Source organism: Acinetobacter sp. ANC 5378, from assembly GCF_013004315.1.
Classification (GTDB): Bacteria; Pseudomonadota; Gammaproteobacteria; order Pseudomonadales; family Moraxellaceae; genus Acinetobacter.
This window is the reverse complement of sequence record NZ_JABERK010000005.1, coordinates 166,004-179,110: the sequence shown is the minus strand read 5'-3', so window position 1 is coordinate 179,110 and position 13,107 is coordinate 166,004. Positions and strand designations below refer to the sequence as shown.

14 protein-coding genes are annotated in these 13,107 nt (G+C 42.3%); 10 read left to right on the top strand and 4 right to left on the bottom strand.

The genetic code is table 11. The annotated features are described in order from the left end of the window. Positions 1 to 110 (bottom strand): transposase (locus HLH16_RS01615; RefSeq protein ID WP_171527972.1); only part of this gene is annotated, 110 nt, incomplete at its 3' end. Between the two features lie 61 nt (positions 111 to 171). On the opposite strand from HLH16_RS01615, the gene HLH16_RS01610 reads away from it, so the two are divergent. Continuing rightward, positions 172 to 588 carry a hypothetical protein gene (locus HLH16_RS01610; RefSeq protein ID WP_171527971.1) on the top strand — a complete coding sequence of 139 codons (417 nt, stop codon included), beginning with the start codon at positions 172 to 174 and terminating at the stop codon, positions 586 to 588. Between the two features lie 74 nt (positions 589 to 662). Here the strand turns inward: HLH16_RS01610 and HLH16_RS01605 are convergent, their stop codons facing one another. Next, a complete protein-coding gene (locus HLH16_RS01605) occupies positions 663 to 932 on the bottom strand; it encodes a hypothetical protein (protein WP_171527970.1) in 270 nt (89 codons plus the stop codon). Between the two features lie 498 nt (positions 933 to 1,430). On the opposite strand from HLH16_RS01605, the gene HLH16_RS01600 reads away from it, so the two are divergent. Beyond that, positions 1,431 to 1,871 (top strand): DUF2147 domain-containing protein, encoded by a 441-nt coding sequence (locus HLH16_RS01600; RefSeq protein ID WP_171527981.1) that lies wholly within the window; start codon positions 1,431 to 1,433, stop codon positions 1,869 to 1,871. A 134-nt stretch (positions 1,872 to 2,005) separates the two neighbouring features. On the opposite strand, the gene HLH16_RS01595 is transcribed toward HLH16_RS01600, so the two are convergent. After that, entirely contained in the window at positions 2,006 to 3,697 is a 1,692-nt protein-coding gene (locus HLH16_RS01595) for an AMP-binding protein (RefSeq protein WP_171527969.1), read from the bottom strand. Between the two features lie 93 nt (positions 3,698 to 3,790). Further along, positions 3,791 to 4,426, bottom strand: coding sequence for a TetR/AcrR family transcriptional regulator (locus HLH16_RS01590; RefSeq protein WP_171527968.1), 636 nt, complete (start codon positions 4,424 to 4,426; stop codon positions 3,791 to 3,793). A 147-nt stretch (positions 4,427 to 4,573) separates the two neighbouring features. Between HLH16_RS01590 and HLH16_RS01585 the strand changes: the two genes are divergently transcribed. The 8 genes from HLH16_RS01585 (at position 4,574) to HLH16_RS15605 (ending at position 13,079) form a co-directional block, all read left to right on the top strand. Then, the gene (locus tag HLH16_RS01585) at positions 4,574 to 5,746 is read left to right on the top strand and encodes an isovaleryl-CoA dehydrogenase (protein WP_131287128.1); all 1,173 of its coding nucleotides are present in this window, start codon (positions 4,574 to 4,576) and stop codon (positions 5,744 to 5,746) included. Positions 5,747 to 5,788: 42 nt separating this feature from the next. After that, positions 5,789 to 7,390, top strand: coding sequence for a carboxyl transferase domain-containing protein (locus HLH16_RS01580; protein WP_171527967.1), 1,602 nt, complete (start codon positions 5,789 to 5,791; stop codon positions 7,388 to 7,390). A 12-nt stretch (positions 7,391 to 7,402) separates the two neighbouring features. After that, positions 7,403 to 8,203 carry an enoyl-CoA hydratase/isomerase family protein gene (locus HLH16_RS01575; protein ID WP_171527966.1) on the top strand — a complete coding sequence of 267 codons (801 nt, stop codon included), beginning with the start codon at positions 7,403 to 7,405 and terminating at the stop codon, positions 8,201 to 8,203. 13 nt (positions 8,204 to 8,216) lie between these two features. Continuing rightward, positions 8,217 to 10,211 (top strand): acetyl/propionyl/methylcrotonyl-CoA carboxylase subunit alpha, encoded by a 1,995-nt coding sequence (locus tag HLH16_RS01570; RefSeq protein ID WP_171527965.1) that lies wholly within the window; start codon positions 8,217 to 8,219, stop codon positions 10,209 to 10,211. Further along, on the top strand, positions 10,208 to 11,110 hold the full coding sequence (locus tag HLH16_RS01565; protein ID WP_171527964.1) for a hydroxymethylglutaryl-CoA lyase: 903 nt from the start codon (positions 10,208 to 10,210) through the stop codon (positions 11,108 to 11,110). The genes HLH16_RS01570 and HLH16_RS01565 overlap by 4 nt, the downstream gene beginning before the upstream one ends. Positions 11,111 to 11,191: 81 nt before the next feature. Continuing rightward, on the top strand, positions 11,192 to 11,899 hold the full coding sequence (locus HLH16_RS01560) for a CoA transferase subunit A (protein WP_171527963.1): 708 nt from the start codon (positions 11,192 to 11,194) through the stop codon (positions 11,897 to 11,899). Next, complete coding sequence (locus HLH16_RS01555; protein WP_171527962.1) at positions 11,900 to 12,526, top strand: CoA transferase subunit B; 627 nt, start codon at positions 11,900 to 11,902, stop codon at positions 12,524 to 12,526. It begins immediately after the preceding gene. 382 nt (positions 12,527 to 12,908) lie between these two features. Further along, on the top strand, positions 12,909 to 13,079 hold the full coding sequence (locus HLH16_RS15605) for a hypothetical protein (protein ID WP_214646588.1): 171 nt from the start codon (positions 12,909 to 12,911) through the stop codon (positions 13,077 to 13,079). The last annotated feature ends 28 nt before the right edge of the window (positions 13,080 to 13,107 follow it).

Here is a 13,107-nt window from a genome sequence, read left to right as displayed (position 1 = left end):
GTCGCATTACTCATGCCGTGTTCACGGCAAAGGGCGGCAACAGGTGTACCAGATTCAGCCTGCTTCAAGATGGACATGATTTGGCTGTCAGTAAATTTAGATGTTTTCATGCAGAATCTCCTGCTTATATCTTAAGAGAAAATTCTACTTTTAAATCCTATTATTTTTAGGGTGGATTACCGATGGATTTCAGAAATCCAAGATGCAAAGAATAAAAGATATACGCAAGCTTTTAAAAACATTTATATAAGTGCTATAAAACCAGCAAGTGGAAAATTTGAATTTATTATTAAGCATGACCTATTTGAGAGCATAAATCATCGTATAGAAGTATCTTTTAAAGATAGTACAACTATAAGTCATTTTAAAACAGCTACTCAAAGTCTAAATATTAAAAAAGATATGTCTATAGAGGTACTTGAGGATTGGGTGAAAGGCTTACAATCCACTCATCAAAAACTAAAAACAGAAAGTGAAAAATTAAAACTTGAAGATTTGACCTTCGAGGTAATAAAAGTGGGTCAAAGTCACCGAAAAAAACTTCCTAACTTTATTGAAGCATTTTTATCAATTTTGGAAAATCAATAAGCCCTTTTATTAAGTAAGCTTCCTGTTGTTATTTGTACTGATTAAGGGTGATATTGCTAAAATAAATCAAATCATTAGCGATGTAATTGTTTATATACCCATGCCAGAAACTCGTTTTTATGCCTTATCGGAGGTGCTAAATTAATATTGATTATTTGCCGACTCCCAAATTTACCGATAATTTTAGAAGGTGAATCAAGCCTGACTCCTGTTTTTTGATCCTGCTGTATTTCTGAAAAAAATTCTAATAATAGATCGAGCTCCGCCTTAGTTTTGAAATTTGGTTGCTCTGCCATAAAGTTATAAACCTGCTGTAACATCTGAAAATTAACGGCACTTTTCATTTTTCATTGCTCCAGCAAGCATATTCATTCCATAATATATACCCGAAGAATTTTAAAAATATTCACTGCATTTGTTAGCTGATTGTTCACATTTAGTTATAAAAAAAACCCACCTTGCAATGAGTTTTTAATTTCTTGTTTATACGTCAATCACTGTTATAAAAATCAACCACAACTTGCATGAGTGATTTTTTTAGAAACTGGATCAATCGTAACTGTAATATGAAGAAAATATTTGATGATATGAGCCAGATTTTAATTAAATATAAGACAGCGAATATAGGATTCAATGCCAGGACTCTATTTACTGCTCACTTTATTTTGGCAAAGACTACAAACATAAATATATAAAAAATCCATAATAACGACTATTTTTTTTTATAATAATTCTAATTGAATATATGTTCTTCTTTTCCGAGTAGAAGTCTAGGCATGTGTAATACAAAACTTCTATTCATTTTAAAGAACAAACTTACTCAAATCAGTTGAGGTCTAATGATGATAAAAACAACTCTAAGCGTATTGGGACTATCTCTAGTGTCTAGCCTTGCTTTAGCTTCTGATCCATTACATGGCACTAAATGGAAAACCATCGATGATGAAACCAAAAAGCCATTATCGATTGTTCAATTTTCTGAAACCTCGAACGGTGTCCTTTCTGCAAAAATTCTAGATGTACTGGACGGTACTGAAGGTAAAAAATGCACGAAATGTGTAGGTAAATTCCATAATAAACCAATTGAAGGTTTGCAGATTGTTTCAGGTCTGAAAAAGACTGCAAAGAATGTTTATGATGGCGGAAAAATTATCGATCCTAAAAATGGTAAAACCTATAGTTTTAGTGTCAAATTATCCAATGATGGTAAAACCTTAGCGGGTCGTGGCTATATTGGTATTTCGGTTTTAGGACGTAGCCAAACCTGGATTCGTATGAACTAATCCTGATTGATGTATCAAAAAAAAAGCGACTGATTAAAGTCGCTTTTTTATGGGAGGATTACCATGTCTGCTCCTCCCGTTATTTAATAATATCGGGAGGTATGCAGATGATGCTAGCCCATATTGAATCAATATTAAGCAATATCTTCCAGTAAATTTAGTTCCTGACGCATCAATTCCTGTAATTTGAATTTTTGTGCCTTGCCTGAAGCAGTCATTGGAAATTCAGTAAAGAAGCGGACATATCGCGGTACTTTATTGTGAGAAATATGCTCTGCACAATACCTACGAATCGCTTCTTCATTTACCTGATGATGCTCGTGCAGAATAATACAAGCGCAGAGTTCCTCACCATATCTGGCATCCGGTAAACCAATGACCTGTACATCAGAAACGTCTGGATGGGTATACAGAAAATCTTCAATTTCTTTCGGGAACAGGTTTTCACCGCCACGAATGACCATATCCTTAATCCGGCCTTTGATTTTAACAAAGCCTTCTTCGTCCATTTCTGCAATATCACCAGTATGCATCCACTTGGCAACATCAATCACTTCTTGAGTCTTGTCCGTATCTTCCCAATAACCGAGCATGACTGAATAGCCGCGTACACAGAGTTCACCGAGGTTTCCACGTGGGACAACTTTGCCATTTTCATCGACAATTTTGATTTCAAGGTGTGGATGAACCCGGCCAACCGTACCGACACGACGTTCCACAGAATCTGCTGTTGAACTTTGCGCACTCACAGGCGCTGTTTCAGTCATACCATAACAGATGGTGATTTCTGTCATGTGCATGCGTTCAATCACGCGCTGCATAATTTCACGCGGACACGGGCTGCCCGCCATGATGCCGGTACGTAAGCTTGAAAGATCGAATTCATCAAACTGTTCATGTTCCAATAGGGCAATAAACATGGTCGGAACACCATACGCTGCGGTACATTTCTCTTGCTGGATGGTTTTTAAAGTGTCGAGTGGATTAAACACAGCCGATGGATACACCATGGTTGAACCATGCGTAATGCAGGCCAAGTTCCCCATCACCATACCAAAACAATGGAATAAAGGCACCGAAATACAAACCCTGTCTTGGGGTGTTAAATGAATCGCTTCACCGACAAAATAGCCATTATTCAAAATATTATTGTGCGTCAGCATGGTTCCTTTCGGATTACCCGTGGTGCCGGAAGTAAATTGAATGTTAATGGTTTCATCAAACTGCAAATCAGCGGCAATGGCATGTAACTGATCTAACTGTGCAGCCGTCGGTTCTGGCAACAAGTCAGCAAAACGGTGAATACCGGTATGCTGCTCATGGTCAATTTTAATAATGTGCTTTAAATGCGGAAGTCTTTTGGAAGAAAGCAGTTTATCTATTGATTGGGTAATTTCAGGGGCAATCTTCGTCAAGATGTCCTGATAATTACTGCTCTTAAATTGAGGTGCAATCACCAATGCCTTGCAGGATACTTTATTCAGCACATATTCAAGTTCACTGCTTTTATACGCTGGATTCAAATTGACTAAAATCATACCGGCTTTAAAGGCTGCAAATTGTGTAATGGTCCATTCCACACAATTAGGCGACCAAATCGCGATTCGATCGCCCTTTTCCAAGCCTAACTGAAGCAGGCTGCAAGCAAATGCATTGACTTGATCCTGTAGCTGTTTATAGCTTAAGCGTACATTTTGATGCACGCTGACCACAGCATCTTGTTCAGCATATTGCTGACAGGCCTGATCAAACTTTTCACCAATGGTCATCCCAAGTAAAGGCTGACTGCTTGTTCCATAGGCATAACTTAACCGTACTTGTGTCATTGAATCACTCTCCTTGATTCTTTGTAATTATGATTCTTTCACTTTAATTGTTTTGACTCAGACGACTTTCCCAAACAGCCTTATTTTTTGTGTTTAACCGATCAATGTCCCTCCTTTTAAGCAAACTCCACTTACACAAAAATCGGCAATCTGTTTGACAAAATAGTCTTTATAGGCCTGATCAAACCTCACATTTTTGGAAGGATTTAACGGTTCAATCACCACAAAAGTCATGGCACCCACCACACACAGGGCTGCGGTATTTAAATCCTCAAATCCAAACTCACCATTGATTTTACCTTCGGCAAGTATTTCATTAATGCTTTGTTTAATCAGTTGCTTACTACGAAAACGCTCATGTTCTATCGAAGGATCGACAGGTTCAAACATCAGCGAATACGCAAGCTGGGGACTGTTCAATGCACGTTTAACGAAAGTTGATACGGCCTTATGTAATTTTTCAGCGACTGGCAGATCACTTGCAGCAATGTTATTCAAAATTTGAATTTCATGCTGAATGGCATCCGACAATACTTCAATTAACACTTGGCTTTTATTATCGAAATAACGATAAACCAGACCACTGGAAACGCCAGCACGCTCAGCAATCGCCTGAATTTGCGCATCTTTAAATCCCCCTTGAGCAATCAGTTCACGAGCAGACTGCAAAATCGTTTGACGATTTTGTTCCATTCGTTCCTGCATCAATGATGATCTTTTATAACTCATAATCGTATTCTCAACCAGATAAAATGAATTGTAAATCATTTTGTGAATTTATATTCACTTTTTTGAAAAATAGTTGTATTGTAAAAATCAAGCACAACAAAAATGCTTTTTGGAACAACAAATATAACCATCAGGATGAATGAAGAAATGAATCTACAAAGCTTAAATTTCGGTTTGGATGAAACGCTAGTTGCCTTACAAGATTCAATCGCAGCATTCTGTGCAAAGGAGATTGCACCGATTGCTCAGCAAGTTGACCAAGACAATGAATTCCCTGCTCACCTTTGGAAAAAATTTGGTGATATGGGACTGCTTGGCCTGACTGTAAGTGAAGAATACGGTGGTACTAACCTGGGTTATTTGGCCCATATTATTGCCATGCAAGAAATTTCCCGCGCATCAGCATCGATTGGCTTGTCCTACGGGGCACATTCTAACTTATGCGTAAACCAAATTAAGCGAAATGGTAGCGAAGAACAAAAACAAAAGTACTTGCCTAAACTGGTTTCCGGTGATTTTGTCGGTGCTCTGGCGATGTCGGAGCCAAATGCCGGTTCAGATGTCGTTAGCATGAAGTTAAAAGCTGAAGATAAAGGGGATCATTACCTGTTGAATGGTTCAAAAATGTGGATCACCAATGGTGGTGATGCTGACGTATTGGTGGTGTATGCTAAAACTGATCTTCAAGCCGGTTCTAAAGGCATGACAGCTTTTCTGGTTGAAAAAGGCATGCCAGGTTTTAGTCATGGAACTCATTTAGATAAATTAGGCATGCGTGGTTCAAACACCTACCCGCTTTTCTTCGACAATGTAGAAGTGCCGAAAGAAAACGTGCTGGGTGGCGTGGGTAACGGCACCAAGGTGTTAATGAGCGGTTTGGACTATGAACGTGCAGTTTTAAGTGCAGGTCCACTGGGTATTATGGATGCCTGTTTAGACACGGTGATTCCTTATATTCATGACCGTAAACAGTTTGGTCAGGCGCTGGGTGAATTCCAGTTGATGCAAGGCAAAATTGCCGATATGTATTCGACTTGGCTGGCATGTAAAGCGCTGGTTTATGCCGTGGGCGCTGAATGTGACAAGGCAGAACATAGCCGTAGCTTACGTAAAGATGCAGCAAGTGCGATTTTATATGCTGCTGAAAAAGCCACCTGGATGGCAGGTGAAACCATTCAGACTTTAGGTGGTAATGGTTATATCAATGAATTTGCAGCGGGTCGTTTATGGCGTGATGCCAAACTTTATGAAATTGGTGCGGGAACTTCTGAAATCCGTCGCATGCTGATTGGTCGCGAACTGTTTAATGAAACAGCTTAAATCACGATTCATAAGCACACTGAATAACAAGGAAGTTCGAGAATGAATATATTACAAAGCAAAATTAATATTCGAAGCGAAGATTTTAAAACCAACCAAGCTGCCATGCAGATTTTGGTCGATGATTTAAAACAAAAAGCGCAGCAAATTGCTTTAGGCGGCGGTGAAAAAGCCCGTGAAAAACATTTGGCACGCGGCAAACTGTTACCGCGTGAACGGGTTGATCATCTGATTGATGCCGGAACTGCCTTTTTAGAAATTGGGCAATTGGCGGCTTATAACGTCTATCCCGATGATGTGCCTGCTGCGGGCGTGATTGCCGGAATTGGTCAAGTGAATGGTGTCACCTGCATGATTGTGGCCAATGATGCTACGGTAAAAGGTGGAACCTACTATCCGCTCACGGTGAAGAAACATTTACGTGCCCAAGAGATTGCTGAACAAAACCATTTACCGTGTATTTATCTGGTTGATTCAGGTGGTGCTTATTTACCGATGCAGGATGAAGTATTCCCGGATCGTGATCACTTCGGTCGTATTTTCTATAATCAGGCCCGTATGTCGAGCCAAGGCATTGCCCAGATTGCCGTGGTGATGGGTAGCTGTACCGCAGGCGGTGCTTATGTGCCGGCTATGTCGGACGAAACCATTATCGTGCGTAATCAAGGCACCATTTTCTTGGGTGGTCCTCCTCTGGTAAAGGCCGCGACTGGTGAAGTGGTCAGTTCTGAGGACTTGGGTGGCGGTGATGTGCATACCCGTCTTTCTGGGGTAGCCGATCATCTGGCTGAAAATGATGAACATGCGATTGCGATTGCCCGCAACATCGTGGCGAACTTAAATAAAAAACCCAATAAAACCGCAGATCAAATTGAAGTACCATTATTTGATGCAGATGAGCTGTACGGCATTGTACCAAGTGATGCGCGTAAACCTTTTGATGTGCGTGAAGTGATTGCCCGTATTGTCGATGGTTCACGTTTTGATGAATTTAAAGCCCGTTTTGGTACGACATTGATCACAGGTTTCGCTGAACTTTTTGGTATGAAAGTCGGCATCATTGCCAATAACGGTATTCTATTTTCAGAATCTGCACAAAAAGGTGCGCATTTCATTGAACTGTGTACCCAGCGCAATATTCCCCTGCTCTTTATTCAGAACATTACCGGTTTTATGGTTGGTCGCCAATATGAAAATGAAGGCATTGCCAAAAATGGCGCCAAACTGGTGATGGCGGTTGCCAATGCCAATGTACCTAAACTGACTTTGGTGATTGGTGGTTCATTTGGTGCCGGTAACTATGGCATGTGTGGTCGTGCCTATTCTCCGCGCTTCCTGTGGACTTGGCCAAACTCGCGTATTTCGGTGATGGGCGGTGAACAGGCTTCAAGTGTTTTATCAACCTTAAAACGCGACCAGATTGAACAAAAAGGTGAAAGCTGGTCAGCCGAACAGGAAGATCAATTTAAACAACCGATTCGTGATCAATATGAGCGCCAAGGTCATCCTTATTATGCATCAGCGCGTCTTTGGGATGACGGTGTGATTGATCCTGCGCAAACGCGTCAGGTGTTGGGCTTAAGCCTGGCAGCTGCTTTAAATGCACCTATTTTACCAACCAAATTTGGCGTGTTCCGCATGTAAGGGGTAAAAATAATGAGCTATCAATTTTTACAACTCGAACAACAGAATCAGGTCGCTACGGTTTGGATTAATCGTGCTGAACTCCATAATGCCTTTAATACCCAAGTGATTGAAGAACTGCATGCCTGCTTTCAGTCTTTAAATGACCGTGATGATGTACGTGTGGTGGTTTTGGCGGGTCGAGGCAAAAGCTTCTCGGCCGGTGCCGACCTGAACTGGATGAAACAGGCGGGACAAGCTTCGCAAGTGGAAAATGAAGCTGATGCGCTGAAACTGGCGAAAATGTTACAAAGTCTGGCGACTTTAAAACAGCCAACCATTGCCCGGGTACACGGTATTGCTTTTGGTGGCGGTATGGGTCTGGCTTCAGCCTGTGATATCTGTATCGCCAGCACGGACGCCAAATTTGCTACCTCTGAAGTCCGTCTAGGTCTTGCACCTTCGACCATTAGCCCTTATGTGATTCGTGCCATTGGTGCCCGCCAGGCTTCGCGCTATTTCTTAACCGCTGAACGGATTACCGCTGAACAAGCCAAGACTATTGGTTTAGTGCATGAAGTCACTCCTTCTGATGAATTAGATGACAAGATTGATGAAATTGTTCAAGCCTTGCTCTTGGGTGGACCTGAAGCACAGACAGCATCGAAACAACTGATTCAACTGGTCGACCAACAGGTATTAACCGAAGAATTACTGCTGCAAACAGCGCAACATATTGCTCATGTACGCCAGGGATCAGAGGCGAAAAATGGCTTGAGTGCTTTTTTAGATAAGCAAAGTCCTTCCTGGATTATCTCTACAGCACAACAATAACAAGGATCATACAATGTTTGAAAAAATCTTAATTGCAAACCGTGGTGAAATCGCCTGCCGTGTGATTCGTAGCGCAAAAAAACTTGGAATCGCGACGGTAGCGGTCTATTCCGATGCCGATGCACAATCGCAACATGTCAAACTGGCGGATGAAGCCATCTATATTGGCGAATCCCCAGCGGCACAAAGTTATTTACAGATTGATCGCATTATTCAGGCGGCTGTAAAAACTGGTGCTCAAGCCATTCACCCAGGCTACGGTTTCTTGTCTGAAAATGACCAGTTTGCCGAAGCCTGCCAAGCCAACAACATTACTTTTATTGGTCCACCAGTCGCAGCCATTTTGGCCATGGGTTTAAAAGCGACTTCTAAAGCCTTGATGGAAAAAGCCGGTGTTCCGCTGACACCAGGTTATCATGGCACTAATCAGGATGCTGATTTTCTAAAACAACAGGCCGATATGATTGGCTATCCGGTGCTGATTAAAGCCAGCGCTGGCGGTGGCGGTAAAGGCATGCGTCTGGTTGAACGCAGTGAAGATTTCTTAGGTTCACTGGCTTCTTGTAAAAGCGAAGCTAAATCCAGCTTCGGTAATGATGAAGTTCTGATTGAGCGTTATGTGATTAATCCGCGTCATATTGAAGTACAGGTATTTGGCGACTCACACGGCAACTATGTGCATTTATTTGAACGGGATTGCTCGGTACAGCGCCGTCATCAAAAAGTGCTTGAAGAAGCGCCTGCCCCATTGGTTTCACAAGACAAACTCGATGCCATGCGCCAAGCTGCCATTGATGCCGCGCGTGCGGTCGATTATGTCGGTGCTGGCACGGTCGAGTTCATTGTAGAGCAAGACGGCACCGCCTATTTCATGGAAATGAACACCCGTCTGCAAGTTGAGCATCCGGTCACTGAAATGATCACCGGCGTTGATCTGGTGGAATGGCAATTGCGTGTTGCCTTTGGCGAGCCATTACCGAAACAGCAAGATCAATTAAAAATTCATGGCCATGCCATTGAAGCCCGCGTCTATGCAGAAGAACCTGAAAAAGGCTTTATTCCTGCAATTGGTCAGATCAGCTATCTGCACTACCCTGAACAAAATCAGCATGTTCGGGTCGACAGCGGCATTGTTCAAGGCGATGAAATCAGCAGCTATTACGATCCGATGATTGCCAAACTGATTGTCTGGGGCGAAAATCGTGAAGCCGCTTTATTGCAAATGCATCATGCCTTAGGACAGTTCCATGTCGATGGTTTGGGCAACAATATTGCTTTTCTGGACCGCATCATTCGCTGTGACTCTTTTAAAAATGCCAAACTGGATACCAACCTGATTCAGCGTGAAGATGAGTTCCTGTTTAAAAATATTCAATCACTGCAACCTGAGCTGGTCGTGGCGACGGCATTGACCGAATTATTGTTGCGTTTTAGCAAAAATAAAGCAGCGAGCAATCCAGTTTGGCAAAGTGAAACGCTATGGCGCGTCAATATCAGCCCAAGCTATGCCATTAAGTTGAAGCTCGATGAAACACTTGTTCAAGTCAATTTAAACGCTGAAAAAGAAGGTTTTGTGGCTGAATATCAAGGTGAAAAATTCCATATTTCTGGACAACTGTTAAATAGCAATACAGTACATTTCAACATCAATGGCAAACAGGACAAAATTGCGTTTAGCCAAAATGCACACGGCCTCACCATTTTTAAAAATGGTCAAAGCCACAAGTTTGGTTATCTGAATCAGAAATTCAGTTCTGAGGACGCGCAAAGTACTGAAGGCAACTTAAAAGCGCCAATGCCAGGCGTAATTACTCAAGTTCTGGTTGCGGCGAATGATCAGGTGAAAAAAGATGATGTGCTGATGACCCTTGAAGCCATGAAAATGGAATATTCAATTCGTGCACCACATGACGGCATTGTCGCAGCTTCCTATTTCCAAGCCGGTGACCAGGTCAAAGCCGGTGATGAGCTTGTGGAATTTCAGGTACTGGTGGAGGAAGTTGCATGACTGATTTCGTCAAAATTGTAGAGGTCGGGCCACGCGATGGCTTGCAAAATGAAAAAACACCGCTGACGCTAGATGACCGGAAAAACCTGATTCTGGATTTAATGAAAACCGGTTTGCAGGCAATTGAAGTGGGTTCCTGTGTTTCGGCGAAATGGGTTCCGCAAATGGCAGACAGTGATGCACTGTTTGCCCAATTGCCGCAAGATCCGAACATTCAGTTCAGCTTGCTGACACCGAATTTGAAAGGTTTTGAGTCTGCACTGGCTGTGGGATGTAAAGAGGTTGCGGTGTTTACCGCAGCTTCTGAAAGTTTTACCCGCAAAAACATCAACTGTTCCATTGATGAAAGCTTTGAGAAGTTTGCCAATATCATGGCAGCTGCCAAAGCCAATGATATCAAGGTTCGTGGTTATGTGTCCTGTATGGTCGATTGTCCTTATGAAGGCGCTATTGATCCTCAGCAAGTCGCCAAAGTCAGCAAACGCTTACTGGATATGGGCTGCTATGAAGTGTCCTTAGGGGAAACCATCGGTACTGCCACCCCAGATCGGGTGAAAAAAGTGTGGGATGTTTGCCTTGCCGAATTAGATAGCCAGGTTTTAGCCGGTCATTTTCATAATACTTACGGTATGGCGATTGCCAATATCTATCAATCGCTTAACCAAGGCATTCGGATATTTGACTCTTCGATTGCCGGATTAGGTGGTTGTCCCTATGCCAAAGGTGCTTCGGGCAATGTGGCCACAGAAGACTTGTACTATTTATTGTCCAAGATGGGTTTTGAAACCGGTATTCACCTGGATGCCTTAATGCAGACCAGTCGCAATATCAGTCAGGTATTAAACCGCAATAATCCATCGAACTATGCCAATGCCTATTGGCAAACAAAATGTGCCTGACACAAAGCGACGATTGTTACATTGATGAAAAGTTAAAGTTGGTCATACAAAGGACTGACCAGGAATAAAAAGAGGGATCAAATGCCAAATAAAGTTTATGAAAATGCACAGGCTGCATTACAAGATATTGTTCAGGATGGTCAAACCCTGGCGGTCGGTGGCTTCGGTTTATGTGGTATCCCGGAAGCGTTAATTGCGGCACTCAAAGACACAGGTGCCAAACAACTGACCTGTATTTCCAACAATGCCGGCGTGGATGGTTTCGGTTTGGGTCTTTTACTGGAAACCAAACAAATCAAAAAAATGATTTCATCTTATGTTGGTGAAAACAAAGAATTTGAACGTCAATATTTAAACGGTGAACTGGAAGTCGAACTGACTCCGCAAGGTACACTGGCTGAAAAACTTCGTGCTGGCGGTGCCGGTATTCCTGCCTTTTTTACCCAAACCGGTGTCGGTACTTTAATTGCCGAAGGTAAAGAAGTTCGTGAATTTAATGGCAAAGAATACATTCTGGAAAATTCCTTAACTGCCGATATTGCCTTGGTCAAAGCCTATAAAGCCGATAAAGCAGGGAATCTGATTTTTCGCAAAACCGCACAAAACTTTAATCCGGTCTGTGCCATGGCTGGCAAAATCAGCATTGCTGAAGTCGAAGAAATTGTGGAAATTGGCGATTTGGATCCTGATGAAATTCATCTTCCCGGCATTTATATCAACCGGATTATTTTAAACCCCCATCCTGAAAAACGCATCGAACAAATGACATTAAAAGCGGAGGCTGTATAAATGGCTTGGACTCGTAATGAAATGGCACAGCGTGCCGCTTTGGAACTGGAAGATGGGTTCTATGTCAATTTAGGGATTGGCTTACCGACATTAGTGGCGAACTATATTCCTGAAAATATGGATGTCTGGTTACAGTCAGAAAATGGCTTGCTCGGGATTGGTGAATTTCCAACGAATGATACGGTCGATGCCGATCTGATTAATGCCGGCAAGCAAACGGTCACTGCCCGTAAAGGCGCAGCTTTTTTCTCAAGCGCTGACTCTTTTGCCATGATTCGCGGTGGTCATGTCAATATTGCCATTTTAGGTGCCATGGAAGTTTCCCGAACCGGTGATTTGGCCAACTGGATGATTCCGGGTAAAAAAGTCAAAGGCATGGGCGGTGCCATGGACCTGGTTGCCGGTGTACAAAAAGTGGTGGTGTTGATGGAACACTGTGCCAAAGATGGCACGCCAAAAATTGTGGATCAATGTTCCCTGCCGTTGACCGGTAAAGGCGTGGTACACCGGATTATTAGCGACTTGGGTGTACTCGATATTACCGCTGACGGGGTCAAACTGGTGGAACTGGCGAAAGACGTCAGCTTTGAAGAGATTCAAAAAGTTACTGGTGTCAAACTGCTTTAATAATGCTGTCTTGATGTGAGCCTCTACTCTCCTTCTCCCCTTAAAGCTGACTAAAGTTTTAAGGGGGAAATTTTTTTGGTATGGAATACTGGGTCGAACGCTTAGCTATATTCCAGCTACTTTTTAACAATAAAATATAGAATTAAGGGCATGTAACTATGCCCTTTTTTATGCTGAGTTTCATGCGATATCGCTTTAATAAATATCCCGCTGATAACGTCCTTCAAGTTTCAGTTGTGCTAATTGTTCAGTACCTAGAAGCCTTAACAAGGCTTGCTCAACTTCTTGCGCCATGCTTTTAAACTGCCACATTAAAACGCTTTAACATTGCAAAATTTGATTTACCTAAAGAAAGTACTTACCCGTATCCGCACATCAAGATGTGCTGGGTAATAGTGGTAAATATGCCTTGGTTGATGGTCGCTGGTTACACGTCCGTCAGGTTCGTGCTCTGATACAAGCGCCTGCAGCTAAACCTGCTGAAACAGCAAACACTCAAAAACCGGGCACTAAAAACTTTACTTATGGTTTAACGGTTGAAGTTACTGAATAGTGTTTATAGACAGATAAAATCTAAAAAT

Excerpts from the sequence above, each read along its gene's own strand:
- HLH16_RS01560 (WP_171527963.1), top strand. The coding sequence starts at position 11,192 with ATGCCAAATAAAGTTTATGAAAATGCACAGGCTGCATTACAAGATATT.
- HLH16_RS01600 (WP_171527981.1), top strand. The coding sequence starts at position 1,431 with ATGATAAAAACAACTCTAAGCGTATTGGGACTATCTCTAGTGTCTAGC.
- HLH16_RS01555 (WP_171527962.1), top strand. The coding sequence starts at position 11,900 with ATGGCTTGGACTCGTAATGAAATGGCACAGCGTGCCGCTTTGGAACTG.
- HLH16_RS01580 (WP_171527967.1), top strand. The coding sequence starts at position 5,789 with ATGAATATATTACAAAGCAAAATTAATATTCGAAGCGAAGATTTTAAA.
- HLH16_RS01605 (WP_171527970.1), bottom strand. The coding sequence starts at position 932 with ATGAAAAGTGCCGTTAATTTTCAGATGTTACAGCAGGTTTATAACTTT.
- HLH16_RS01570 (WP_171527965.1), top strand. The coding sequence starts at position 8,217 with ATGTTTGAAAAAATCTTAATTGCAAACCGTGGTGAAATCGCCTGCCGT.
- HLH16_RS01575 (WP_171527966.1), top strand. The coding sequence starts at position 7,403 with ATGAGCTATCAATTTTTACAACTCGAACAACAGAATCAGGTCGCTACG.
- HLH16_RS01590 (WP_171527968.1), bottom strand. The coding sequence starts at position 4,426 with ATGAGTTATAAAAGATCATCATTGATGCAGGAACGAATGGAACAAAAT.
- HLH16_RS01565 (WP_171527964.1), top strand. The coding sequence starts at position 10,208 with ATGACTGATTTCGTCAAAATTGTAGAGGTCGGGCCACGCGATGGCTTG.
- HLH16_RS01585 (WP_131287128.1), top strand. The coding sequence starts at position 4,574 with ATGAATCTACAAAGCTTAAATTTCGGTTTGGATGAAACGCTAGTTGCC.
- HLH16_RS01595 (WP_171527969.1), bottom strand. The coding sequence starts at position 3,697 with ATGACACAAGTACGGTTAAGTTATGCCTATGGAACAAGCAGTCAGCCT.